At 61.0% G+C, this 25,708-nt stretch carries 20 protein-coding genes; 10 read left to right on the top strand and 10 right to left on the bottom strand.

Annotated features, from left to right (window positions below; genetic code table 11):
* Nucleotides 1-67: 67 nt before the first annotated feature.
* The 4 genes from hflD to MHM84_RS14300 form a co-directional block, all read right to left on the bottom strand.
* Nucleotides 68-706: a high frequency lysogenization protein HflD gene (gene hflD, locus MHM84_RS14315; RefSeq protein WP_239267032.1), complete on the bottom strand. Its 639-nt coding sequence runs from the start codon at nucleotides 704-706 to the stop codon at nucleotides 68-70.
* Nucleotides 703-1,818, bottom strand: coding sequence for a tRNA 2-thiouridine(34) synthase MnmA (gene mnmA / locus MHM84_RS14310; protein ID WP_239267031.1), 1,116 nt, complete (start codon nucleotides 1,816-1,818; stop codon nucleotides 703-705). The genes hflD and mnmA overlap by 4 nt, the downstream gene beginning before the upstream one ends.
* 99 nt (nucleotides 1,819-1,917) lie before the next feature.
* Nucleotides 1,918-2,367 (bottom strand): NUDIX hydrolase, encoded by a 450-nt coding sequence (locus MHM84_RS14305; RefSeq protein ID WP_239267030.1) that lies wholly within the window; start codon nucleotides 2,365-2,367, stop codon nucleotides 1,918-1,920.
* Nucleotides 2,364-2,963: a pseudouridine synthase gene (locus tag MHM84_RS14300; protein ID WP_239267029.1), complete on the bottom strand. Its 600-nt coding sequence runs from the start codon at nucleotides 2,961-2,963 to the stop codon at nucleotides 2,364-2,366. The genes MHM84_RS14305 and MHM84_RS14300 overlap by 4 nt, the downstream gene beginning before the upstream one ends.
* Before the next feature lie 361 nt (nucleotides 2,964-3,324).
* On the opposite strand from MHM84_RS14300, the gene clpS reads away from it, so the two are divergent.
* A complete protein-coding gene (gene clpS, locus MHM84_RS14295; RefSeq protein WP_239267028.1) occupies nucleotides 3,325-3,687 on the top strand; it encodes an ATP-dependent Clp protease adapter ClpS in 363 nt (120 codons plus the stop codon).
* Nucleotides 3,688-3,783: 96 nt separating this feature from the next.
* Nucleotides 3,784-6,051, top strand: coding sequence for an ATP-dependent Clp protease ATP-binding subunit ClpA (clpA, locus tag MHM84_RS14290; RefSeq protein WP_239267027.1), 2,268 nt, complete (start codon nucleotides 3,784-3,786; stop codon nucleotides 6,049-6,051).
* A gap of 215 nt (nucleotides 6,052-6,266) precedes the next feature.
* Here the strand turns inward: clpA and infA are convergent, their stop codons facing one another.
* The 3 genes from infA to aat form a co-directional block, all read right to left on the bottom strand.
* Nucleotides 6,267-6,485: a translation initiation factor IF-1 gene (infA, locus tag MHM84_RS14285; protein WP_013332816.1), complete on the bottom strand. Its 219-nt coding sequence runs from the start codon at nucleotides 6,483-6,485 to the stop codon at nucleotides 6,267-6,269.
* A 128-nt stretch (nucleotides 6,486-6,613) separates the two neighbouring features.
* Nucleotides 6,614-7,351, bottom strand: coding sequence for an arginyltransferase (locus MHM84_RS14280; RefSeq protein WP_239267026.1), 738 nt, complete (start codon nucleotides 7,349-7,351; stop codon nucleotides 6,614-6,616).
* The gene (gene aat / locus MHM84_RS14275) at nucleotides 7,341-8,063 is read right to left on the bottom strand and encodes a leucyl/phenylalanyl-tRNA--protein transferase (RefSeq protein ID WP_239267025.1); all 723 of its coding nucleotides are present in this window, start codon (nucleotides 8,061-8,063) and stop codon (nucleotides 7,341-7,343) included. Before aat ends, MHM84_RS14280 begins: the two co-directional genes overlap by 11 nt.
* A 246-nt stretch (nucleotides 8,064-8,309) precedes the next feature.
* Here aat and MHM84_RS14270 point away from each other — a divergent pair, with 246 nt between their 5' ends.
* Together MHM84_RS14270 and lolA are read left to right on the top strand one after the other, a co-directional pair.
* On the top strand, nucleotides 8,310-11,642 hold the full coding sequence (locus MHM84_RS14270; protein ID WP_239267024.1) for a DNA translocase FtsK 4TM domain-containing protein: 3,333 nt from the start codon (nucleotides 8,310-8,312) through the stop codon (nucleotides 11,640-11,642).
* A gap of 164 nt (nucleotides 11,643-11,806) precedes the next feature.
* Complete coding sequence (lolA, locus tag MHM84_RS14265) at nucleotides 11,807-12,439, top strand: outer membrane lipoprotein chaperone LolA (protein WP_239267023.1); 633 nt, start codon at nucleotides 11,807-11,809, stop codon at nucleotides 12,437-12,439.
* Nucleotides 12,440-12,503: 64 nt separating this feature from the next.
* On the opposite strand, the gene MHM84_RS14260 is transcribed toward lolA, so the two are convergent.
* Nucleotides 12,504-13,841 (bottom strand): replication-associated recombination protein A, encoded by a 1,338-nt coding sequence (locus MHM84_RS14260; protein ID WP_239267022.1) that lies wholly within the window; start codon nucleotides 13,839-13,841, stop codon nucleotides 12,504-12,506.
* Nucleotides 13,842-14,149: 308 nt separating this feature from the next.
* Here MHM84_RS14260 and MHM84_RS14255 point away from each other — a divergent pair, with 308 nt between their 5' ends.
* Complete coding sequence (locus MHM84_RS14255; protein ID WP_239267162.1) at nucleotides 14,150-14,695, top strand: hemerythrin domain-containing protein; 546 nt, start codon at nucleotides 14,150-14,152, stop codon at nucleotides 14,693-14,695.
* A gap of 37 nt (nucleotides 14,696-14,732) precedes the next feature.
* Here the strand turns inward: MHM84_RS14255 and MHM84_RS14250 are convergent, their stop codons facing one another.
* Nucleotides 14,733-15,992 carry a Y-family DNA polymerase gene (locus MHM84_RS14250; protein WP_239267021.1) on the bottom strand — a complete coding sequence of 420 codons (1,260 nt, stop codon included), beginning with the start codon at nucleotides 15,990-15,992 and terminating at the stop codon, nucleotides 14,733-14,735.
* Between the two features lie 8 nt (nucleotides 15,993-16,000).
* The gene (gene umuD, locus MHM84_RS14245) at nucleotides 16,001-16,387 is read right to left on the bottom strand and encodes a translesion error-prone DNA polymerase V autoproteolytic subunit (RefSeq protein WP_239267020.1); all 387 of its coding nucleotides are present in this window, start codon (nucleotides 16,385-16,387) and stop codon (nucleotides 16,001-16,003) included.
* A 178-nt stretch (nucleotides 16,388-16,565) separates the two neighbouring features.
* Between umuD and MHM84_RS14240 the strand changes: the two genes are divergently transcribed.
* The 5 genes from MHM84_RS14240 to MHM84_RS14220 all read left to right on the top strand — a co-directional run bounded on the left by MHM84_RS14240 (nucleotide 16,566) and on the right by MHM84_RS14220 (nucleotide 25,666).
* Nucleotides 16,566-17,459, top strand: a complete 894-nt coding sequence (locus MHM84_RS14240) for a LysR family transcriptional regulator (RefSeq protein WP_239267019.1) — start codon at nucleotides 16,566-16,568, stop codon at nucleotides 17,457-17,459.
* Nucleotides 17,456-18,253, top strand: coding sequence for a glutamate racemase (gene murI / locus MHM84_RS14235; protein WP_239267018.1), 798 nt, complete (start codon nucleotides 17,456-17,458; stop codon nucleotides 18,251-18,253). The genes MHM84_RS14240 and murI overlap by 4 nt, the downstream gene beginning before the upstream one ends.
* Nucleotides 18,254-18,299: 46 nt before the next feature.
* Entirely contained in the window at nucleotides 18,300-19,406 is a 1,107-nt protein-coding gene (trmA, locus tag MHM84_RS14230; protein WP_239267017.1) for a tRNA (uridine(54)-C5)-methyltransferase TrmA, read from the top strand.
* Nucleotides 19,407-19,615: 209 nt separating this feature from the next.
* Nucleotides 19,616-24,454 (top strand): NAD-glutamate dehydrogenase, encoded by a 4,839-nt coding sequence (locus tag MHM84_RS14225; protein ID WP_239267016.1) that lies wholly within the window; start codon nucleotides 19,616-19,618, stop codon nucleotides 24,452-24,454.
* Nucleotides 24,455-24,622: 168 nt separating this feature from the next.
* Nucleotides 24,623-25,666, top strand: a complete 1,044-nt coding sequence (locus MHM84_RS14220) for a hypothetical protein (RefSeq protein ID WP_239267015.1) — start codon at nucleotides 24,623-24,625, stop codon at nucleotides 25,664-25,666.
* Nucleotides 25,667-25,708: the final 42 nt, after the last annotated feature.

The following is a 25,708-nucleotide window of genomic DNA, read 5'->3' as shown; positions in this document are numbered from 1 at the left end:
TGTCGTCCGATGCGTCGGGCGCCTGTTCATGAAACGATGGGCACCACGGGTTCAGGTTACGAAAAAGTCAGTTCAGTCGATCCAGGGTCTTTTTTATCGCCCCTCGCTGGAACAGCAGTTTCCAGCGGCGGCCGCCTTGCTGGTGCCACAGCAGAGCAAAACGAATCCCGCCGAGCAGGGCGGTACGCACCCGTTCCGGCATCATCCGTTGCTGGAGCAGGCCGGGGTCGCCCTGGACGACGATGCGCTGACGAAAGGTCGAGATGGTGTCCTGGTAGAGCTCGCCCAGGCTGGCGACGACGTTCTCGTGGGCTTCACCGAAATGCTCGGCCTGGCCCTGGACGCGGGTCAGGCGCTGACCCAACGTATCCATCATCTGGGGCTGCTGACGCAGCTTCTGCATCAGCATCAGCAACGAGAATCCATAGCGAAGCACGGCCGGATCGGTGCGATCCCTGCCGACGACGGCGTTGAGGACTTCAAGCCCCTGGCGCAGGTTGTTGTGATGCCCGCCGTAGATGCTTTCGAACGAGGCCGGATTGGTATCGACCGTGGCGTGAACCAATGTCTTCCAGGCACGTTCGTCGCACTGACCGGTGCGTGCCAATTGATCGACGAGGGCGGCGGCCTGGAACACGCCGGCCAAGGCCAGGGTTTGGCGAAAGATCGGGTCGTCGGGGGCGGTCTGGATGGGAGTCGCGGTCATGCGGCGCGCACTCCTTGCTGCCAGGCATCGCGAATCACGCCGCCGCCCAGGCAGATGTCGCCATCATAGAGTACCAGCGATTGGCCGGGCGTCACCGCTCGTTGGGGGGCGTCGAAGACGACCTCGACACCGCCATCGTGACGTGTGGTCATCCGGCAGGCGACGTCTTGCTGGCGGTAACGTGTCTTGGCGCGTAGGCGCATGTCGTGTCCCGGGGGTTCACCGGCGATCCAATCCATCGCCTCGGTCGCGAGGGCGTCGGTGTAGAGCAGGTCGTGATGCTTGCCTTGGACGGCGATCAATACGTTGCGCTCCAGGTCCTTGCCGGCCACGTACCAGGGGGCGTCGGGATAGTCGGCGAGACCGCCGATACCCAGTCCTTGGCGCTGGCCCAGGGTGTAATACATCAGGCCCATGTGATCGCCGATCACGTCGCCTTCCGGCGTTTCGATCCGGCCAGGCTGTGCTGGCAGGTACTGTTGCAGGAAGTCACGAAAACGCCGCTCGCCGATGAAGCAGATGCCGGTGGAGTCCTTCTTGCGTGCCGTCACCAAGCCGTGACGCTCGGCAAGCTCGCGCACCGCGGGCTTTTCGAGTTCCCCGACGGGAAACAGCGTACGTGCGATGGCGGCTTCGGAGACGGCGTGCAGGAAGTAGCTCTGGTCCTTGTTGGGGTCGAGACCCTTGAGCAGCCGGGCGTGTCCGTCGGACTCGCCGCGACGCACATAGTGACCGGTGGCGATCTTCTCTGCGCCGAGCATTTCGGCATAGTCGAGGAAGACCTTGAACTTGATCTCCCGGTTGCAGAGGATGTCCGGGTTGGGCGTTCTGCCGGCGCGATATTCGGCCAGGAAATGCTCGAAGACGTTATCCCAGTACTCGGCTGCGAAATTGGCGGTGTGCAATTTGATGCCCAGCTTGTCGCACACGGCCTGGGCGTCCGCCAGGTCTTCCTTGGCGGTGCAGTACTCGGTGCCGTCGTCTTCGTCCCAGTTCTTCATGAACAGGCCTTCCACCTCGTAGCCCTGCTCGAGCAAAAGTAGGGCGGAAACGGACGAATCGACACCGCCGGACATACCGACGATGACCTTGCCCATGGCAGAAGGGCCCATGGGTACTGACCCCGTAGCTTGAGACATAGTCGCTCTCGGATGGGACACGGTGAAATTGGTTGCGCAAGATTATACCTGAAACCGGCGTGCAGCTTCGAGTCATCGCTCGCGGATCACGTCCAGAGGGAAGCAGCGTCCGCGACGCAAATCGCGAATGCGTTGCAGGACCAGCGGGCTACGCAATCGCTTGGCCCGGTTGAGGTCGTCGATTTCATCGAGGGTCAGCCAGTGGGCCGCCACCACGCCCTTGTCGAGCGCATTGTCCAGGTGGGCCAAGGGCAGACCGACGAAGGCATGGCTATGAAAGACCAGTCCATCGGCAGCGGTAAAGACGTAGAGGCCAAGGTAATCGGTGATTGCAACCTGCCAGCCGGCTTCCTCACGGGTCTCCCGGATGGCGGCATCAGTCAGGCGTTCGCCGGGCTCCAGGTGGCCAGCCGGCTGGTTGTACAGACTGAATGGGCCGCCCTGGTCTTCTTCGACGAGCAGGTAGCGCCCGCCACGTTCGATCACCGAGGCTACAGTGACTCGGGGGCTCCAGCGTTTCATCGGCGTCTCCTCGTTCGGCGGGGGGGTGCCTGCCGGTGACGTACCGGTTGCGGTGCGTGCAACGTTTCGCTTCGCCACTCTCCCGGTGCCAAGCCGTCCAGACGCCAGGGGCCAATGGCGACACGAATCAGACGAAGCGTGGGACAGCCGATGTGGGCGGTCATGCGCCGGACCTGACGGTTGCGCCCTTCGCTGAGCGTCAGTTCCAGCCAGGTGGTCGCTGTGCCCTGGCGTTGGCGAATAGGCGGATAGCGTGGCTCAACGTCGGGCTGCACTAATTTTCTCGCTTTGGCAGGACGAGTCGGTCCATCCTTTAGTGTCACGCCTCGGCGCAGTGCGTCAAGCCTTTCCTCGTCGGGGTTGCCTTCCACCTGTACCCAGTAAGTCTTGGGCTGCTTATGCCTGGGGTCGCTGATATGATGGATCAGCGCACCATCGTCAGTGAGCAGCAATAGTCCCTCGGAATCATAGTCGAGTCGTCCGGCGGCATAGATGCCAGGCACGCCGATGGCCTGAGCGAGAGTGTCCCGTCCCCGGTCGTCGGTGAATTGCGAAAGCATCCGATATGGCTTGTGCAGCAGATAGATCGTGCTCATTTCGTCTCGTGATGGAGCGCAGCGGATTGTCGAGGATAAGAGACTAGCCAGGGCCTGAAGGCCTGCCAACACCCCGTGCCCTATCGAGCGGGTGAAGGCTTGCTACACTTGCGCTGAAAGCCTGGCATGGAGTCGTCATGCGTGGCGCTGTTAACCTCCGCATCCCGCATTTCTCACTGGTTGATCCGTTTGCGATGTGAACGGGTTATTTTCATTCTTGCTCTTGCAAGGTACGGCGGCTGGACGCATCTTGCTAGTGAACTCCGAGTGTCTTTCTACGTCAAAGTGATTGACGTCGTAGCACTTCGGCTTGTGTTGATGGGTTAAGCCTCTTATGTTCAATACAGACGAGAGAATTTCGATGACCGCCGCGGTGCAAACGACCTGGGCAGGAATGACCCGCCCACCACGGCCGGGAGAAGAAAGTGAGGGGGATCTGTCCGTCAAGCCGGCAGATCCCCAATTGGAAGAACCGCCGCGTTACAAGGTGGTCCTGCATAACGACGACTTTACGCCGATGGAATTCGTCGTCGAGGTGTTGCAGACCTTCTTTCATATGGACAGTGAGAAGGCCGTTCAGATCATGCTGGCGGTGCACACCCAGGGCAAGGCCACTTGCGGCATCTTCCCCCGCGATATTGCGGAAACCAAAAGTCATCTAGTCAACGAATACGCGCGAGAGTGCCAGCATCCTTTGCTGTGCGATATCGACAGGGCCGACTGACGCTTGGCAACGTGACAGTCCGGGGTTGCTAAATTTCCCGATGTGCCCGATTGTGAAAGTGCCGACGATGCCCGAGGCGGCGAGAAGGGGACTGCCATGCTGAGCAAAGAACTTGAACTTACCCTGAACACGGCCTTCACGGTGGCGCGCTCCAAGCGTCATGAATTCATGACCGTCGAGCACCTGCTGTTGGCCTTATTGGACAATGCCTCCGCTGCGGACGTACTGCGCGCCTGCGGAGCCAACCTGGACAAGCTGCGCTCGGATCTGCAGGACTTCATCAACTCCACCACTCCCTTGATCCCCGAAGGGCAGGATGACCGCGAGACCCAGCCGACTCTGGGCTTCCAGCGAGTCCTGCAGCGTGCCGTGTTTCACGTGCAATCTTCGGGCAAGAGTGAAGTGACCGGTGCCAATGTGCTGGTGGCGATCTTCTCCGAGCAAGAAAGCCAGGCAGTCTATTTCCTCAAGCAGCAGAACGTGGCGCGCGTGGATGCCGTCAACTACATCGCCCACGGCATATCCAAAGTGGCTGGGCACGGCCAGAACCCGTCGCCCTCGCAGGACGCCGAGGAGGGCGAGGAAGGCATGAGCGAAGGCAATGCGCATCCGTTGACCGGTTATGCCACGAATCTCAACGAGCAGGCCCGGTTGGGCAAGATCGATCCCCTGATCGGGCGCGATCATGAGCTCGAGCGCACCGTGCAGATTCTTGCCCGGCGGCGCAAGAACAATCCGCTGCTGGTGGGTGAGGCTGGCGTCGGCAAGACGGCCATCGCCGAGGGGCTGGCCAAGCGCATCGTCGAGGAAGACGTCCCCGACGTCATCAGCGATGCTGTGGTCTACTCCCTCGACATGGGCGCGTTGCTGGCCGGAACCAAGTACCGTGGCGATTTCGAGAAGCGTCTCAAGAGCTTGCTGGCCGAGCTCAAGAAACAGCCCAACGCGATCCTGTTCATCGACGAGATTCATACCGTGATCGGGGCGGGGGCCGCTTCCGGCGGTGTCATGGATGCTTCCAACCTGCTCAAGCCGCTGCTGTCTTCCGGCGAGCTGCGCTGCATCGGTTCCACCACGTTCCAGGAATTCCGTGGCATCTTCGAGAAGGACCGGGCGCTGGCGCGTCGCTTCCAGAAAGTCGATGTGATGGAGCCGTCCGTGGACGACACCATTCGCATCCTGAAAGGGCTGCGTGGTCGCTTCGAGGAACACCATCAGTTGAAGTATACCGATACGGCACTAGAGAGTGCCGTACGCCTGGCGGACCGCTACATCAACGACCGTCACTTGCCTGACAAGGCCATCGACGTCATCGACGAAGCAGGAGCGCACCAGCGCCTGCTGCCACCCGAAGTGCGCGTCTCGACCATCGATGTCGAACAGGTCGAGGCGGTAGTGGCTTCGATCGCGCGGATTCCGCCGAAGAGCGTGTCCAGCTCCGACCGCAAGCTGCTCTCCAATCTGGAGCGTGACCTGAAGATGTTGGTGTTCGGGCAGGATGAGGCGATCCAGAGCCTGTCGGCGGCCATCAAGCTGTCAAGGGCCGGACTCAAGTCGCCAGACAAGCCGGTGGGCAGCTTCCTGTTCGCCGGTCCGACCGGGGTCGGTAAGACCGAGGTGGCACGTCAGTTGGCTCAGCTGATGGGCATCGAGTTGGTCCGCTTCGACATGTCCGAGTATATGGAACGGCATACCGTGTCGCGTCTGATCGGGGCGCCTCCCGGTTATGTCGGTTACGACCAGGGTGGCCTGCTGACCGAGGCGATCACCAAGCAGCCGCACTGTGTGCTGTTGCTCGACGAGATCGAGAAGGCGCATCCGGAAGTCTTCAACCTGTTATTGCAGGTCATGGACCATGGACGCCTGACCGACAACAACGGGCGCGAAGCGGACTTCCGTCACGTCATCGTGATCATGACCTCGAACGCCGGGGCCGAGCAGATCTCGCGTCGCTCGATCGGCTTCCAGACCCAGGATCATTCCACCGATGGCATGGAGGTCATTCGCAAGACCTTCACGCCGGAATTCCGCAACCGGCTGGATGGCATCATCCAGTTCCATGGTCTGATGCCCGAGGTGGTGCGCAACGTCGTCGACAAGTTCCTGGTCGAGCTCCAGGCGCAGCTCGACGAAAAGCGGGTACAGCTCGATGTCAGTGAGGAGGCCAGGGCATGGCTGGCCGACAAGGGCTACGACCCGGAGATGGGCGCCCGTCCCATGGCTCGGGTGATTCAGGAGAAGCTGAAGAAGCCGTTGGCCGAAATGATCCTGTTCGGTGACCTGGCGGATCACGGTGGTGTGGTTCACGTGACGGTGGAGGGTGGCGAACTGAATCTCGCCACCGAAGCGGAGCAACTGGCCTAAGCGGATTTGTGGCCTGCAGGGAAACGTGATGGTGCCTTGCAGGCGACACGCTTGGTCAGACGCTTTAATTACTATTACAGCTACGTTGCTGAATGATGAGCGCCACGCCCTGTCGAAAGACGGGGCGTCGTTTTTTGTATCAGCCGAATAAGCAAACCAACGATGCCGTGCAGAACGGGCTGCACAGCCGGTCTTGTCCTGGGCGGTCCCACGTATCAGCGTGAGCGATAGACGATACGTCCCTTGGACAGGTCGTAAGGCGTCAGCTCGACCTTGACCTTGTCACCGGTCAGGATACGGATGTAGTTCTTGCGCATCTTGCCTGAAATGTGAGCCGTGACCACATGGCCATTCTCCAGCTCAACACGGAACATGGTGTTGGGCAGGGTGTCGACGACGACACCTTCCATTTCGATATGATCTTCTCGTGCCATGTAAGGCGTACCCTCGTGGTTGGTCGTTACGCATGACAGCCAGGCGTTACGCCTGAGCGTCGCCTCTGCTGATCAAGATAGCCCGATATTGTGCCGCATGCCGAGCGCTAAGGCAAAAAAGCGCAGTTTCAAAGAGGGATCGAACGGCGCCAGTGGCGTCCATTGAGATATTCCAGCGGCTGAAAGGCCTGTTTGTAGTTCATCTTGCGGGATTCGCGTATCCAGTAGCCGAGGTAAACGTGCGGCAAGCCGAGGTCATGTGCCATTTCGACCTGACGAAGTACGGCATAGACGCCCAAGGAACGGCGCTCGAGTTCAGGGTCGGGATCGAAGAACGTGTAGATGGCCGACAGGCCATGGCTAAGACGATCGATGGCTGCGACCGCCAGCAGTCGCTCGTCGAGACGGAATTCCAGGAGCCGTGCATACGGGTGATCGAGCGTCAGAAACGTGCGGTATTGCTCATGGCTCGGAGGATACATGTCGCCGTCGGCATGCCGCGTACGGATGTAGCGGGCATAAAGCGCGTAGTGCTCGGCATCGAAGACTGCAGGACATTCCCGCACCGTCAGATCAGCGTTGCGCCTTAGGAGCTTGCGCTGTGTACGATTGGGTGAAAAATCATCGACGGGAATACGCACCGAGACACATGCGCTGCATCCTTCGCAATGGGGGCGATAGAGATGGCGTCCGCTGCGTCGAAAGCCGAGGAGCGCCAAGGCGTCATATACGTTTTGTCCCGGTGACTCCTGCGGATCCAGAAACAGCGTGGTTGCCTCTCGCTCGGGCAGGTAACTACAGGCATGAGGCACTGTCAGGAAGAAGCGCAGGTCCCGCGCCGGCCGTTGCGGTGCGCTACTGCTCACGTTGGGTGACCTCCTGCGTCACTGACGAAATGGCGTCCATGTCCCAGCCCGGGGCCGGTTGGTCGACGTATTTCTCAAGATAGTCGATGAAATCGTTGCGAGCGATATCCCTGGCGCCCAGGCTGACGAGATGGGGTGTATGCATTTGGCAATCGATAAGCCCGCCTCCGTTGGCCTGCATGTAGCGCGTCAAATGTACCAATGCCACCTTGGAGGCATCGCTTTCGAGGCTGAACATCGACTCGCCGAAGAACATCCGGCCCAAGGACACGCCATAAAGACCGCCGACCAACCGGTCGTTGCGCCAGACTTCGACGGAATGGGCATGGCCCAGTCGGTGCAGTTGACCATAGGCCTGCTGCATCGGGGCGGTGATCCAGGTGCCCTCGGCAGCGGCGCGGCTGCTGGCGCATGCATGAATGACAGCGTCGAAGTCACGGTCGAAGGTGACTTCGAACCCGGCGTTGCGCAACCGCTTGGCCAAGCTGCGGCGCACCCGGAGCTGTTCGGGGAACAGCACCAGGCGGGGGTTGGGGCTCCACCAGAGAATGGGCTGGCCTTCCGAAAACCATGGAAAGATGCCGCGTCGATAGGCGGCTAGTAGCCAGTCGGGCGTCAGGGCACCGCCGGCTGCCAAAAGACCGTCCGGCTCGTCGAGGGCGCTATTCAGGGGCGGAAAGACGATAGGCTGGGTAGGTAGCCAGGGCAGCATGGGCATGGATCGGTTGGCCGGTGTGATTGTCGGTCAGTCTGACGACCTTTGGAGGCGATCTCAATGCCTGTGCCAAACCCGGGAAGTGATCGCGTGCTAACCCCTGTGCCACGCGGTTCAGGCTCGGTATGATGTTCTCCTTGAAAAAAGATAAGTCATGTTCGCCAGAGGCTCGAACGATGAGCGCCTGGTTTTGGCGAGCATGGTATTGAAGGGGGTAGTCATTTGAGCATCAAGAAGAAACCCGTGAATCGCCGTGCCAAGGCGACCCAGGCCAAGGAGAAAGCCCGTCGTTTCGGGCTTCGCCTGCAAGGTGCCACTCGCGAGGGCGCGGTGATCTTGCTGCTCGCCGCCTGCGTATTTCTACTGTTGGCACTGTTCAGCTATACGCCTCAGGACCCGGGTTGGTCGCATAGTGGTCCTGAGCAGGGCGTTGCCAACTGGATGGGCCGCATCGGCGCCTGGTTGTCCGACGTGCTGTATTCCCTGTTCGGTGCCAGTGCGTTGTGGTGGCCCGGTATGCTGGGCTTTGCCGCCTGGCGACTGATGCGCATCCGCGAGATCCGGCTCGAGTGGGATGCCACGGCGTTGGCGGTGCGAGCCGGTGGGCTGGTCCTGCTGCTGCTGGCGACGACCAGTCTGGGCGCGCTGCATTTCTACAATTCCCAAAGCGATCTACCGTACTCATCGGGAGGCATCCTCGGCGAGGGGCTGGCCAATGCCTTGGTGCCGCTGGTTGGCATGCGCGGTGCCACATTGCTTGCGCTAGCCTCTTTCCTGTGCGGTTTTCCTCTGTTTACCGGCATGTCATGGCTGACGGTCATGGATGAGATCGGTCTGCGTGTCCAGCGCGGCCTTGGCTGGATTGCGCGCCAGTTTGGCGGCGCCCGCGATCAGCTCGTCACCCGTCGCGAAGTGCGCAACGAGGCTTCTCAGCAGACAGCGCAGGAGATCGACACGGACGAGACCGGAAATGCCGAAGAATCGCTTCCTTGGTGGAAGCGTTGGTTGCGGCAGGGCCAGGCGCCCGAGTTGGAGCGCTGGGAGGCTGAGCCAGCCTTGGCCGGAGGGCACCGTCTCGAGCCTCAGTTGAACGAGAACGAGCATGTAGAGGAGCGGGCATTTGCGGAGCAGCGCGAAGCCCTGCGTGCCGAACGTGACACCTCCATTCCCTGGGATATTCCCGAGCGAACGCCCTCGGCGAAGCAGCCAGGCGCTGCCTATACCGCCCAGGAGGCCCAGGGAGAAGCAGCAGCCGGTGCCACGCCTACGCAAGCGTCATCTGAGAAGAACGAACGGCAGCCGCGGCAGGCACCTGAAGAGGATCACTCCCGGTCCACTTCCCAGGCTGATGTGACGCGCCGCCGCTTTGCCGAGCCCGGGTTGGACGACAAGCCAGCAGAGCGCTCCGTGCATTCACCGGCCGAGCCGATCCTTCCCGACGATGACGAACCGGAGATACCGACCAACGTGGCACGGCCCATCGTTGCCGAGCCGAGAGAGCACCAGTCGGTTTCATCTACGCCGGCAACCGAAGCTATAACCAGGCCGGAAGCGTCCCGTCAGGATAATCAGGAAGCGTCCTCCGAGCCGGCTGGGCCAGCAGCAGTAACCCAGTCCGCGCAGGAAGCCTCGCGTAGCGATACTCAGCAGACGCGTCGAGAGCCCGTCATGTCGGAAAACATGGCAACGACCGACGAGAGCGTCTCCGAGACTCGTCGAACGGCACCGGCCATTGGCTGGGATGATTGGGATGACACTCAGGAAGAGCAAGATCCGCAGTTGCCGGAGCGGGAGCCACGCATAAGCTGGAACGATGCCGTGACGAGCGAGGACGGCGAGACGGCCTATTCCGACGACTCTAGCGATAGGGGCAGTGAGGCGCAGACTGAGCGTGAGAAGATCGCTCCGGGACCGAGCGACGAAGCTGGCGAAATGCAAGATGCATCGCCTCGTCGAGCTAGTGCCGAGCAGGCCCGCGAGGCTGCCGCCGACCCAGATGGGCCGACCCTGTGGACGGTGGAACATCTGCAGAATCAGCGTCCGACAATGGACAATCTGGCCGACCCCGTCGGCAAGCTGCCATCGCTGCGCCTGCTGACACCACCCGACCCTGCGCAGCCCAACTACACGCCGCAACAACTTGTCGACATGGCCGAGCTGCTCGAAGTCCGGCTGCGCGAATACGGCGTCAAGGCCGAAGTCGTCGAAACCTGGCCGGGACCGGTCATCACGCGCTTCGAAATCAAGCCGGCCGCAGGGGTCAAGGTCTCCAAAATCAGCAACCTGGCCAAGGATCTGGCTCGCTCGTTGATGGTCAAGAGCGTGCGGGTGGTCGAGGTGATTCCCGGCCGTCCTACCGTGGGGATCGAGATTCCCAACCCCAACCGGGCGATGATCCGGCTGCGCGAGGTGATCGATTCCGATGCCTATCAGCAGGCGGCCTCGCCATTGACGCTGGCATTGGGCCACGACATTGGCGGCGGGCCGGTAGTGGCCAATCTCGGCAAGATGCCGCACCTGCTGGTCGCCGGTACGACCGGTTCGGGCAAGTCGGTGGGGGTCAATGGCATGCTCATCTCGATGCTGCTCAAGGCGACACCGGATGACGTGCGCATGATCATGGTCGACCCCAAGATGCTCGAGCTATCGGTCTACGATGGCATCCCGCACCTGTTGGCGCCGGTGGTCACCGACATGAAGGAGGCCGCCAACGCGTTGCGCTGGTGCGTGGCCGAGATGGAGCGTCGCTACAAGCTGATGGCCGCCATGGGGGTGCGCAACATTGCCGGCTTCAATGCCAAGCTCGACGAAGCCGAGCGGGCGGGCGCCCAGGTGGCCGATCCGTTGTGGGAGCCGCAACCCTGGCAGATGCACGAGCAGCCGCCGGTCCTCGAAAAATTGCCCTACATCGTGGTAGTCATCGATGAGTTCGCCGACATGTTCATGATCGTCGGCAAGAAGGTCGAGGAACTGATCGCCCGTCTGGCCCAGAAGGCGCGCGCTGCGGGTATTCACTTGGTTTTGGCCACGCAGCGCCCGTCAGTGGACGTGGTGACCGGTCTGATCAAGGCCAATATTCCCACGCGCATGGCATTTCAGGTATCGTCCAAGGTCGATTCGCGCACCATTCTCGACCAGGGTGGCGCCGAGGCGCTGCTGGGGCATGGCGATATGCTCTACCTGCCTGCCGGTTCCGGCATGCCGACCCGTGTACATGGGGCCTTCGTCGATGACGACGAAGTCCACCGGGTCGTCGAGGACTGGAAACGTCGGGGGGAACCGGAGTATATCGACGAAATCCTGACTGGCGGGGTCAATGCCGATGCGTTGACGGGGCTCGAAGCCGAAGGCAGCGGCGATGGTGACGACGCCGAGCAGGATGCGTTGTACGACGAGGCGGTCATGTTCGTCACCGAATCGCGGCGGGCTTCCATTTCCGCCGTACAGCGGCGTTTCAAGATCGGCTACAACCGTGCAGCTCGTCTGGTCGAGTCCATGGAGGCGGCCGGTGTCGTCTCGTCGATGGGCACCAACGGCAGCCGCGAGGTATTGGCGCCGCCCCCTGTTGGCGACTGACCCGAGTCGTTGCACCAAAGCGGTGGCTTATAGCCACCGCTTTGCATTATGCAGACAATGAGGATATCCGTTGTGTCGTGCAGTCATCGCCGACGCGTTGCGGTCTATGGGTCTGACGGCCACGAAACTCGCGTCGTCCGACTGGAGTGAACCAAGGAGAAGGCATGAAGTTGATGAAAAGCCTGGCTGTACTGGGTGCAGCCCTGATGATGCCCATGCTGGCCAACGCCGACGAACAGGCGGCCGAGCGCCTGAGCGACCTGCTCGAGCCATTGAAGACCTATTCCGCCGATTTCGACCAGCAGATCCTCGATGGTTCCGGCCAGCGCCTACAGGAGGCTAGCGGCCATATCTGGCTGTCACGTCCCGGCCAGTTCCGGTGGGAAGTCGAGGCCCCGTATCGTCAGGTCGTGGTGTCCGATGGGCAGGACGTCTATCTCTACGATCCCGACCTCGAGCAGGTGACCATCCAGCCCCTCGACATGCGTGTCACCCACACCCCGGCGCTGCTGCTGTCCGGCAAGGCCAATGCATTGACCGAGAACTACGACGTGTCCCGTCAACAGCAGGGCACGACGGAGACCTTTACCTTGCTTCCCAAATCACCCGACACGCTGTTCGAGGATCTCAAGCTGACCTTCCGTGGCGAGCAGTTGCGCGGACTGCAGATGAGCGACAGTACCGGTCAGCGTACGGCGATTGCCTTCTCCAATGTCGAGGCTAACTCTGCAGTCGAGCCGTCCCGGTTCGAATTTCAGGTGCCCGAAGGCGCCGATGTGATCCAGGAAGCTTACTGAACAACGGGCTTCCGTATCGTGCAAACCCCGGTGAGCGTCGCTCAGCGGGGTTTTCTTATGCACATCATTCGACCTCGCCGTCGGCCTGGCTGTCCAACTCGGCGCGGTAGTCGAGCATCTGCTTGAAGCGTTTTTCCTGCCCGTACTCGCTGGGTTCGAAGAAGCGCCGGCGCGGTACCTGATCCGGCCAACAATCGTGGGCGCTGCCTGCCGGGTAACCGTGGGGCTCGTTATGCGCATAGCGATACCCCTCGCCGTGACCCAGCGAGGCCATGAGTCGGGTCGGTGCATTGCGCAAATAGGTGGGGACCTCGATATCGGGATGTTCGGCCACAAAGCCCTTGGCGCGTTTCCAGGCCTGGTCGATGGCATTGCTCTTGGGCGCGACAGCCAGGTGAATCGCCGCATGCGCGATGGCGCGCTGACCTTCGTAGTCGCCGAGGCGCAGGTAGGCGTCCCAGGCGGCCATGACCAGTGGCAAGGCACGAGGCTCGGCATTGCCGACGTCTTCCGAAGCGATGGCCGCCAGGCGGCGGATGACATCCAGTGGATCGCCTCCCCCCTGCATGAACTGCGCCATGTACAGCAGCGCCGCATCGGGTCGCGACGAGCGCACCGACTTATGAATCGCCGACAATAGATCGTAGTAATGGTCACCCTGCTTGTCGAAAGCGCTGGCCTGATGACCGATGATCTCGGCCAAGGTCTCCTTGGCCAGGCGCTCCTGGCCCTGATCCTCTACGGTAAAGTCGCAGGCCGTCTCGAGCAGGCCAAGGGCGCGCCTGGCGTCGCCGCCACTTGCCCGTGCCAAGATGGCGAGTACCTCATCCTCCACCTGAATGTTGCGCTGGCCGAGGCCTCGATCGCGATCCTGCAGAGCACGACGCATAACGTCGATCAGGTCTGCCTCGTCGAGCTTCTTGAGCACATAGACACGAGCCCGTGACAGGAGTGCCGAATTGACCTCGAACGAGGGGTTCTCGGTGGTGGCGCCGATCAAGGTTAGCAAGCCCGATTCCACATGCGGCAACAGGGCATCCTGCTGGCTCTTGTTGAGACGATGGATTTCGTCGAGAAAGAGTACCGTAGGGCGCTGCTGCCCCTGGGCCGCCCTGGCTCGCTCCACTGCGGCTCGAATGTCCTTGACGCCGGCCATGACCGCCGATAAGTGCTCGAGCTGGGCATCCGAGGCATCGGCAAGAATCTCGGCCAGTGTCGTCTTGCCTACGCCGGGCGGTCCCCACAGGATCATGGAACGCAACGTGCCGCTCTCGGCCATGCGACGCAGTGGCTTGCCTGGCCCAACCAGGGCCTGTTGTCCGATATAGTCGTCGAGGCGCCGTGGGCGCATTCTAAATGCCAAGGGGGCGCTGTCTTGGGAAGCGTGGCTGAACAAATCCATGAAAACCGTCGTTCCGGTGGTTGGAGTCGCAAGAATCGCGTTGCATGAACGATACCACGCGTTAGGCGTGTTCCTAGGGAATCGATAGCGTCTTTTGCTTTTTCAACGAGCGCGATTGCAATATAGCCACTAGGGTAAACATTCCGGCTCGTGTAGCGGGCTACAGGCTTGCCGTTGTGCCCCGTGGCTCTCGTGTAGCGTGGGGCATGGACAGCTGCATGAAGGTAAACGCCATCACCTAAACTGTAGTCAGCGTGGCGATACTCCAACGTCGGTCCACGTAAGCAGAGGAGACTCCTACCATGCCCATGCTCACTCAACTGCGCCAGGATCATGCCAATATGGCGCGGCTGCTGCACGTGCTCGCGCTCAAGCACAAAACGCTGGATCATGGCGAGCGTCCTGACTTCCATCTCGTACGCGAGGTAGTGGATTTCATTCTCGATTATATGACGGGGTTTGCCGTGCCGCTGGAGCGAATCTGCAGCGAACAACTGCTGACCAAGGTCGCCGAGGCCAATGCGCTGGGATGTCGACTCGCTGAAGACTATCAAGCGCTTAATGAGCGTCTGGCTCGCCTTTCCCAGGACATCGACATGATCCTCATGGATGCCGTGATACCCATGGATCGTTTCGCCGACGATCTGAAAGCCTATCTCGATGCGCATCGCGCCTATTTGCGCTCGGAGCGTGAAGAGCTGTTTCCCCTCATGCGCGAACACCTCGACGAAGAGGAAATGCAGCTGCTGGCCGAATCGCTACCGGAGGGAGCCCAGGCCGAGCTGGAACGCCTTCAGAATGCCTATCCCGAGCTGTATACCGAATTCCGCAACGCCCCATCGCCTTTTGCCTGAGTGTGCCTGAGTCATGGGCTGGCCTTTAGGTCGGCCTTCATGTGCTCACCTGGGGCAACTCATCCCAGCGCGTCGTGTAACGCGGTGAATGGTAGCGACTGTTCATTTGCCAGGCTGCGTTCCGGCACTGCAACCCCAGTGTGAGCGCATGGCGTCCATAGCGTCGATGAATGGCATCCCAGGTCTGCATCAATGCTTCCTGACGAGCAGGCTCGTGCCCCTCGAAGAGTGACGTTTGGCTACCGCGACGGGGCGACAGGTCCGCCAACATGACGCCAAGCTTTTGGTAGGCGATGCCCGGCTGCCACAACTCGGCCAGCAGGCGTTGAGCGTAATGATTGAGTCGCAACGTGTCGGCACTGGGAAACGGGAGCATCGTCCATAACGGATGGGATTGTTGCGGGCCCGCATGGTGAGGGTTGGTGCGCAGGAACACGCCGATGGCGCTGGCCAGCATGTCGTCGCGGCGTAGCTTTTCCCCGGCGCGTTGGCAATGATGGCGTAGTGCGTCGCTGAGCTGATCACGTTCGTTGAGTAGCCGACCGAACGAGCGCGAGCAGAGAATACTGCGCCGTGGGGTGTCGAGGTCATGGGCTTCCAGGCAGGGCGTTCCGCGCAGTTCCCGGGCCGTCCTGGCCATCACTACGCTAAAACGCTTGCGCAGCAGGGCTTCCGGGGCATCGCGAAGCGCTGCTGCATTGTCGATTCCCAGGCTGGCTAGCCTTAACGCGAGCCGGCTGCCGATGCCCCAGACGGCCTTGACCGGGAGCTGACGCAAAAAATGGCTGAGGTCGGGGGCGTTCGCGTCCGGCCATAGACACAGCTGGGGGCGTCCGGGCATCCCTTTGGCGCGACGATTGGCCAGTTTGGCAAGGGTGCGTGTCGGGGCGATGCCCAGTGAGACGGGCAGGCCAACCTCGCGCTCCACCGCGTGCACGAGCTCGCGTCCCAAGGCATCCAGATCGTTGCTCATGCCGCGCAGGTCGAGAAAGCACTCATCGATGGAGTAAGGCTCGAGGGCGGGTACGCGTGCCGCCAATACCCGTTGCACCCGGCTCGAGAGGTCGCCGTAAAGCGCATAATTCGAGGATTTGAATACGATCCTTTGCCGCTGCATGGAAGGAATCTGATGCATCGGCATGCCCATGGCGATCCCCAAGGCCTTGAGCTCCTCTGAGCGTGCAATGATGCAGCCGTCGTTGTTCGACAGGACGCCGACCGGCATGCCCTCCAGGGCAGGATCGAACAGGCGCTCGCAACTGACGAAGAAATTGTTGCAGTCGATCAGTGCGTACATGGCGAGCCTCACCGGTGCAGGGCATGAATGACATAACAGACCCGGCCCCAGAGCCGGTGGTCGCGTTCACCATCGAGCGGAATTCGGGCCTGGCGACTATCCCCGCCCTGTAGCCAGAACCGGCTGGCCTGGCTAACCAGACGTTGCAGGCTCAGGGTACCGTCGATGGTCGCTATGACCCAGTCATTGGCACGGGGCGTCAGCGCTCGATCGACGATCAGGAGATCCTTGTCATGAAAGCCTGCCTGGACCAGCCCATGCCCACTGACGCGCATGAAAAAGGTCGAGGCGGGGCGGGGCACCAGATAGCGATCGAGGTCCAATGCCACTTCAAGGTAATCGTCGGCGGGTGAAGGAAAGCCGCTGGCTCCGCGTTGCTTGGGACTAGGGGCCAAGAGGGAAGAGTTCTTGGATGAGGCGTAAGCAAAGCGGCTGACATTCATGGACATACCTCGATGAGCAACAATATTGATACTGTAAAAATAACCAGTATTTAAAAGGCCGACAAGGGTCGGGCCAGTTGGGTGTCGGTCAGGTAGAATGCGCAGCAGTGGAAACGGTGAGGACACGGGGATGGATCGGCTTCAGGCAATGCAGACCTTTCGCGCCGTGGTCGAGGCCGGCAGCTTCGCGGGCGGTGCCCGTCGGCTGGGCCTGTCCAATGCCATGGTCAGCAAGCAGGTGGCGGGTCTGGAGGCGCAACTCGGGGTAAGGCTGTTGACCCGAACGACACGGCGCCTGCACCTGACGGCCGAAGGCGAGCGTTATCTGCGCGGCGCGGCGCGCCTACTCGACGAGCTGCACGAACTGGAAGCAGGGCTGGGTGAGCAGCGGGGCGAAATCCGTGGCAGGCTGCGCCTGTCTGCACCGCTCGATTTCGGCGTTCGCGAGCTGGTGCCGGCATTGCAGGCTTTCGAACACAAGCATCCGGCCGTGCAGTTGGAAGTAATGCTGGAAGATCGCCGTGTCGACCCGTTGGCCGAGGATTTCGACCTGGTCGTGCGTATCGGCGAGCTCGAGGACTCGAGTCTGATTGCGCGCCGCCTGATGCCGATGCCAAGACATGTCTATGCCGCTCCCAGCTACCTGAAACGCCATGGCGTTCCGCGTCATCCCGATGAGCTGCGCATGCATCGTTGCCTGCATTACAGCTTGCAACGCGGCGGCCCCAGTTGGACCTTCATCGTTGACGGCAAGCTGCAACGCTACCGTTTCCAGCCGGTCATGACGTGCAACAACGGCCGAGCCTTGGCCGAAGCGGCTTCGCGAGGTATGGGGCTCGTCTACAAGCCAGCCTTCCTGGGCGAGCCGGAGGTCGCCAGGGGGCGCCTGGTGCATGTCCTGGATGAGTTCGTAACCCAGCCGCTCGGCGTCTATCTGCTCTATGCCGAGCGCGATTTCATGCCGGCTCGCCTGCAGGCGCTGATCCATACGCTGCGCGAGCATTTCGTCGAGGGGCATGGATGAAGGGGCCGGTTCTCGTTTTCGATTCCGGTGTCGGCGGGTTGTCCGTCGCCGCTGCGATACGCCATCGCCTGCCTGAAGCCGCTCTGGCCTATGTCTGTGACAACGCCATGCTGCCCTATGGCACCAAGCCCGACGCTTGGCTGGTGGGGCGTATCGTCGATGTCTGCCTCGCTGGCGTGGAGGCCTGTAGTGCTGGCGTGCTGGTCGTGGCCTGCAATACGGCGAGTACGCTGGCCCTGGCTGAGTTGCGTAGCCGGTTGGATATTCCCGTGGTGGGCACCGTGCCGGCCATCAAGCCGGCGGCAATGACCACGCGTAGCGGGACGATAGGGCTGTTGGCCACCTCGGCCACCGTGAATCGTCCTTATACCGATGCGTTGATTCGCGACTTTGCGGCTCAATGCCGTGTGATCCGGGTGGCTGCCGATGGCCTGGTGACCCTGGCCGAGCGCAAGTTGGCGGGACTAGAGCTCGATGAGGCGCTCTTGGCGGCGGAGTTGGCGCCGCTCTGGAAGAGTCCTGAGCTCGATACCGTGGTGCTCGGGTGCACCCATTTCCCGCTGCTGGTCGAGCAGCTGCGTACCCAGGCCCCGAAGGCGATCGAGTGGATCGACTCGGGGGCGGCCATTGCACGCCGCGTCATCAGCGTCGTTCCCGAAATTATGCGTACCAGTGGCAGTGACGAGGCTTGGGCCACGGCTCCTTCACCGGCGCTGTCCGTTGCGTTGTCGAGCTATGGCTTTGCCGCCCCGCAGTGGCTCGAGGTGCAGACCCTGCCGCAGGTTCTGCGCTGAATAACCGTTTCGCTTTTCATGCATTTTCATCAAGCAAGGAGACTACGTGGCCATACCCGTCGTCGACCCTGAGCGTTATCAGGAACAGCTGGACGCCAAACGCGATTTTCTGATCGAACGCTTCGCACCGCTCGATGCACCCGCGCTCGAGGTGTATGCCTCACCACCCAGCCATTATCGGCAGCGCTGCGAGTTCCGCGTCTGGCATGAAGGCGACGACCTGTATTATGCGATGTTCGAGGTGGATCCCGAGGATCCAAAGAAAAAAACGGTTGTCCGGCTCGATCAGTATCCTGTCGCCAGTCGGCGAATCAATGAACTGATGCCTCAGTTGCTCGATGCCGTGCGGGATAACCCCGTATTGCGACGCAAGTTGTTTCAGGTCGAGTTCCTGACCAGCCTCGCCGGCGAAGCGCTGATTACCATGATCTATCATCGGCCGCTGGACGAGGACTGGGAGCGCGATGCGCATCGGCTACAGGCGCATTTGGGCGTTTCCATCATCGGTCGGGCCCGCAAGCAGCGCTTAATCCTGGATCGCGACCACGTCTGGGAGCGGCTCGAGGTTGACGGGCGGTTATTGGCGTATCAGCAGGTCGAGAACAGCTTTACCCAACCCAACGCGCGCATCAGCCAGGCCATGTTGCACTGGGCGAGGGACGTGACGGCCCATAGCCAGACGGGAGATCTCGTCGAACTGTACTGCGGCAATGGCAATTTTACCGTGGCGCTGGCCGAGAACTTCCGACGTGTTCTGGCCACGGAGATTTCGCGTACCTCGGTGGCCTCCGCCAACGTCAATCTCGCCGCCAACGGCATCGACAATGCCGTGGTGGCGCGCATGTCCGCCGAGGAGTTTTCTCAGGCCCTGGCCGGCGAGAAGCACGGACGCAGAGTGGCCGAGATGGCGCTGGACGACTACGATTTCACCACGGTACTGGTCGATCCGCCCCGCGCCGGGCTGGATCCGCAGAGCTGTGAGCGTCTCAGGGAATATCCGCGTATCGTCTATATTTCCTGCAATCCGGCGACCCTGTTGGATAATCTGAAGCAGTTGCACGATACCCACGCCGTCCGACGCTTCGCGCTGTTCGATCAGTTTCCCTGGACGAACCATTGCGAATGCGGCGTACTGCTTGAAAGGCGTGCCTGAAGCGATGAAGCATGAAACGATGAAGTCGAGAGGTTGCTCTCTGTAACGAAAAGTCAAGAGGCAATGCGCAACTGATATGCTCCATGAAAGTTGGGGCATGACGATGGGGTTGGCCGGGGCGCTGGAGTACGCTCACGTAACGCGGCACACGAGTCGCGCCGATGAACATCCCGCCGGTCAACGATGACCGGGTGCAGCCGAGGTGATTGATGCAACACGTCGCAATCGATGGCAAACAGGAATTTCTTGCCCAGCTTCGCGAACAACTCGCCAAGCGCCTTCCCCAGGAAAAAGTGAAGGCGATTGCAGCCTTCGCCGAGGATTTCTACGCCAGTGCGCCTTTCGAGGACCTCGCCGAGCGCCATCTCGACGACATCTACGGGGCGACCTTGAACGTCTGGCACTTCATGCAGCAGCACGATCCGAAATCGCCCAAGGTGGGGGTCTACAATCCGGATTTCGAGAAGCACGGCTGGCAGTCGTCGCATACCGTGATCGGCGTGTTGCAGCAGGACATGCCGTTTCTTGTCGACTCGGTGCGTATCGAGCTCAATCGGCGTGGGATCACCGTGCACGCCATTCACAATGCCGTGCTGGCTGTCGATCGCGACAAGCAGCACCGTCTCAAACGCGTGACTTCGGTTCACGACGAGCAGGCGCCCGAGACGGATGAGTCGGTCATCGTCATCGAGATCGATCGCCATTCCGACCCGGCCGTCCTCGAGGATCTGGAAACCAGTATCCGTGACGTGCTGCGCGATGTGCGCACCGCCGTCGAGGATTTCGAGGCGATGCGCGGCCAGGTCGGCGCGGCGCTCGACGAACTCAAGGCGTCACGGCCGGATCAGATCGGGTCAGGAAATCACGAAGAGGCGATTGCCTTTCTCGAATGGTTGAGAAACGACAATTTCACTTTCCTGGGTTACGACGAGTACGAGGTGGTGAAGGAGAACGGTCAGGATCAGCTGTGTCACGTCAAGGACAGCGACCTGGGCGTGTTCAAGCTCGATCAGCCTCGCTACCGCGAACGTATTCGCAACGACCTGGGCGTCGAAGACGATCACTACGTACTGGTGCCCGAACTGCTGTCGTTTGCCAAGAGTGCCTACCACTCACGGGTCCACCGTCCGGCCTATCCCGACTATATCTGCGTCGATCGCTACGATGCCGACGGCAATGTGATCGGCGAGCGCCGCTTTCTGGGGCTTTACGCCGCCACCGTCTATAACGATTCTCCGCGCCATATTCCGATCCTGCGCAAGAAGATCCAGGCCGTAATCCAGGCGGTGGGAGTCGATCCGCGCGGCCATGACGGCCATCAGCTACGCCAGATTCTCAACGTCTATCCGCGTGACGACCTGTTCCAGATTTCCACCGAGGAATTGACCCAGACCACGATGGGGATCCTCAATATTCGCGAGCGGCGTCGGGTGCGTCTGTTCATCCGCGAGGATCGCTTCGGGCGATTCTATTCCTGCCTGGTCTTCGTGCCGCGCGATGTGTTCTCCACCGACCTGCGTGTACGCATTCAGAACCTGCTGTGCGACGAACTCGATGCCACGTTCGGCGACTTCAACACTTACCTGTCCGAGTCGGTTCTGGCACGTATCCAGCTTATCCTGCGCTTCAACGGCGAAAAGCCGGTGGATTACGACATCCGTCGACTCGAGAAGAAAGTCGGCATGCTGTCGCGCAGCTGGCGCGACGATCTACAGAACGCCATGGTCGAGGGCTTCGGCGAAGAGCAGGCCAACCAACTGATGGATCGCTACCGCGAGGCGTTCCCCGGTAGCTATCGCGACGATTTCTCGGCACGCACCGCGGTCTACGACCTGCATCATATCGGCGAACTCGAGGAGGGCGAGGCGCTGGCGCTGAGCCTCTATCGTCTGGTCGAGGAAGACGAGGATGGCGTCAACCTCAAGCTGTTCCACGCCGACCGGCCAGTCCCTCTGTCCGACGTGTTGCCCATGATGGAAAACCTCGGCCTGCGCGTGTTGGGTGAACGGCCCTATAACATCCAGCGTCAGGATCGGGATTTCTGGATCCACGATTTCGACCTGGAGCACCATTCCAACGAGATCGTCAACCTTCAGGAGATGCGCGACACCTTCATCGAAGCTTTCAAGCGCATCTGGGTTGGCGATGCCGAGAACGATCCGTTCAACCGCTTGGTGATCGGTGCCAATCTGGCTTGGCGCGAAGTGGCGGTACTGCGTGCCTACGCGCGTTACCTCAAACAGTTGCGCTTCGGGCTGTCGCAGCTCTACATCGCTACGACGCTGGCCAGTTATCCCGAGATTACACGCGAATTGGTCACTCTGTTCGAATTGCGCTTCGATCCCGATCAGCAGGCGCAGGAGGGAGAAATCGATGCCTGCCTCGAGCGCATCAACGGCCAGCTCGATGCGGTGGCCAGTCTCAACGACGATTTGCTGTTGCGGCGTTACGCCGAGCTGATCCAGGCGACGCTGCGAACCAATTATTATCAGCTGGACGAGAATGAGAGCTACAAGGAATACATCGCTCTCAAGCTCGAGCCGGCCAAGATCCCCGACATGCCCAAGCCGCGGCCCATGTACGAGATATTCATCTACTCGCCGCGTGTCGAAGGGGTGCATCTACGTGGCGGCAAGGTCGCCCGGGGCGGGCTGCGCTGGTCGGACCGTCACGAGGACTTCCGCACCGAGGTCCTCGGGTTGGTCAAGGCGCAGCAGGTCAAGAACGCAGTCATCGTGCCGGTCGGCGCCAAGGGCGGCTTCGTCTGCAAGCGCATGCCCGATACCGCCGATCGAGATGTCATCCAGAAAGAAGGTATCGCCTGTTACCAGATCTTCATTCGTGCGTTGCTCGACGTGACCGACAACCTCGTTGGCGGCGAAATCGTGCCGCCCAGGAACGTAGTGCGTCACGACGATGACGATCCCTACCTGGTGGTGGCGGCCGACAAGGGCACGGCAACGTTTTCTGACATCGCCAACGCCATCTCGCTCGAATACGGACATTGGCTGGGCGATGCCTTCGCCTCGGGCGGGGCCAACGGTTACGACCACAAGAAGATGGCGATCACCGCGCGTGGCGCATGGGAATCGGTGAAGCGCCATTTCCGCGAGTTGGGTGTCGATACCCAGCAGGACGAGTTCACCGTGCTGGGCATCGGTGACATGGCCGGCGACGTGTTCGGCAACGGCATGCTGTTGTCGGACAAGATCCGCCTCGTCGGCGCCTTCAACCATATGCACATCTTCATCGATCCCGATCCCGATCCCGCTGCATCGTTCAAGGAACGCAAGCGTCTCTTCGATCAGCCGCGCTCCAGTTGGGAGGAGTACGACAGCAGCCTGATTTCCGAAGGGGGCGGCATCTTCAAGCGCAGCGCCAAGTCGGTTGCCATTACGCCGCAGATGAAGCAAGTGTTCGGTATCGAGGCCGACAAGCTGTCGCCCAACGACCTCATCAACGCCATGCTCAAGTCGCAAGTCGACCTGATCTGGAACGGTGGTATCGGCACCTACGTCAAATCACGTGAGGAAAGCCATGCCGACGTTGGCGACAAGGCCAACGACTCACTCCGCGTCAATGGCGAGGAGCTGCGCTGTCGCGTCGTCGGCGAGGGCGGCAACCTGGGCCTGACCCAGCGAGGCCGCATGGAAGCCGCAAGGAAGGGGGTCAGGGTCAACACCGACTTCATCGACAACTCCGGTGGGGTGGATTGCTCCGACCATGAGGTCAATATCAAGATTCTGCTCGACGATGTGGTCAAGCGGGGCGACATGACCGACAAGCAGCGCAACCAGCTGTTGGCGGAAATGACCGAGGAGGTTGCCGATCTGGTGCTGCAGGACAATTATCGGCAAGCCCAGGCGTTGTCGTTGTCGCGACGCCTGTCGCAGGATGGGTTGGGGCCGTTCCGGCGTTTCATCAATGAACTCGAGGCGCATGGCCAGCTCGATCGCGAACTGGAGTTTCTGCCCAGCGACGAGGTGCTGCTCGAGCGTTCCAACGCTGACGAGGGGCTGACTCTGCCCGAACTGTCGGTACTCATTTCGTATGCCAAGAGTACCTTGAAGAGCGATCTCATCGCCTCCGAGGTGCCGGACGATCCGTATATCCAGACCCATCTCGAACGGGCCTTCCCGCGTGTACTTGTCGAGCGCTTCCGGAACGAGATGTACGAACATCGCCTGAAGCGGGAAATTGCGGCCACCCAGATAGCCAACGATCTGGTCGATCACATGGGCATCGTGTTCATGCGCCGCCTGATCGATTCCACCGGGTCCGGGCGGGCCGACATCACGCGCGCCTATGTCGTGGCCCGCGATAGCTTCAATCTCGAGAGTCTCTGGCAACAGATCGAAGCGCTGGACAACAAGGTCGACAGCGAGGTCCAGTACGCCATGATGCAGGACCTGATGCGCCTGCTGCGTCGTGCGACGCGCTGGTTCCTGCGTCACCGCACCAGCATGACGATCAAGGAGAGTATCGAGCACTTCGCGCCACGCTTGGCCCAGCTTCAGGAAAGTATCGGCGATCACCTGCGGGGCGACGAGTACGAAGCCTGGCAGGTACGTTGCGAGGAACTGAGCGGTGCTGGCGTGCCTGATGAGTTGGCCCGTGTCATCGCCGCGACTCGCAACCTGTATGGTGGGCTGGGCATCATCGAGGCCGCCAATCAGGCCAACGAGAAGGTGCAGCGTGTCGCCGAGGTCTACTTCGAGATCGGTCACCGTCTGGAGCTGCCCTGGATGACCGAGCAGGTCAATGCGCTCAAGGTGCGCGATGCCTGGCAGGCTCAGGCTCGCGAGACTTTCCGAGACGATCTCGACCGTCAGCAACTGGCATTGACGGTTAGCGTCCTCAATATGGAGGACAGCTCACTGGACGTCGGGCCGCGTGTGGAGCAGTGGCTGTCCCGACACTCGGACCTGCACGAGCGCTGGTGCGGGTTGGTCAACGAGGTGAGGCATGGTGCCCAGGGAGGCTTTCCGCTATTTGCCGTGGCCATCCGCGAGCTGGTCGATCTGGCCGAAAGCAACGGCGAGGCCTGATCGTCGTTCACTGGCTTGTGCTGCATTTCCGCCTGGCGTTTGCCGGGCGGTTTGCGTTGGTAGCCAAGTCTCGCTTACCGTGCAAGGTTTAATGACATGGCCACGCCAGTCGGGTGCGCTCTGGTATGCTGTGCCATGACCGGTTAAACGCCATTGTAGAGAGACCCTATGAAACATCGCGTATTACCCTTCATCGTGGCTCTGGGGCTGGCTGGCTCGGCATCGTTGGCACTCGCCGATAGCCCAGCCCTGCAACGTGCCCGAGAATCCGCCGACAAGGTCGACCTGAGCAAGTTCTTTACTTCGCGAACCGACGCACGTAGCCAAAGTTTCGGTTTTGGGGGGACGCACGAACATCCATTCACCGTCGACAAGGCTGGCCAGTACGTCTTTACCAGCAGCACTCTGCCGGGTGAGTCGAATGATTACCGTATTAATGCCGTTATTCTCAATGATCAGGGCAAAGCAGTGGCGCGTGGCGATGCGCTGGGGAAAAACGGCGGCCTACGTTTGGTAGAACAGCTCGAACCGGGGGACTACATTCTACGAGTCACGGCGAACAAGTTCGGGACTGAGAGTGCCGGTGGTAATAGTTACAACGTCGAAGTGGCGGGGCTCGATGAGCAAGGACACCGGTTGAGCAGTGACCAAAGCGGCATTGATGGCGGCACCGGGATACGTTTCGGCGGGCCGGGGCGTGATGGGCGTACCACGGCGTTCGTGAACAAGAACGATGCCGTTGCTGCCGTCGCTGCGCCGCAGGTAGCCAATGAGTCTGTCGGCGCCGACGTGAATGATGCTCAGTCTGCGGCTGGTGCCGCTTCCACACCGGATGCTTCCCCCATGCAGGCGGCGGAAACGCCACAGCAACAGGACATGCCGACGGCTTTCGATGAAATCGTTGCCGATATCGATATCCGGACCCGCGGCGAGGTGCTGAGCTTCGATGTCGTCGAAGCCGGCACCGTCTCCGTCACCAGTTCCACCTTCATGGGGAGCGAGACAGAATATCGTCTCGAAGCGAAAATTCTCGATGAGCAGGGCAAGGTGGTGGCCAGCGATAAGGCATCGGGATTCGAGGGCGACTTCGCCATTCGCACCCGGCTGCAACCGGGCCGATATACCGTCTGGGTGAGTGGCCAGAAATTCGGTAGCGCCAGCAGTGGCGTGAACAACTACGCGTTACGCATCCAGCAGCTCGATACCCAGTAAGCGTACTACCTGACATCTCTGCGCCCCATCGGGCTTGATACC

The organism is Halomonas sp. McH1-25 (genome assembly GCF_022348165.1).
Classification (GTDB): Bacteria; Pseudomonadota; Gammaproteobacteria; order Pseudomonadales; family Halomonadaceae; genus Modicisalibacter.
The sequence above is the reverse complement of the archived record's forward strand: the minus strand, read 5'-3'. Positions and strand labels throughout refer to the sequence as shown.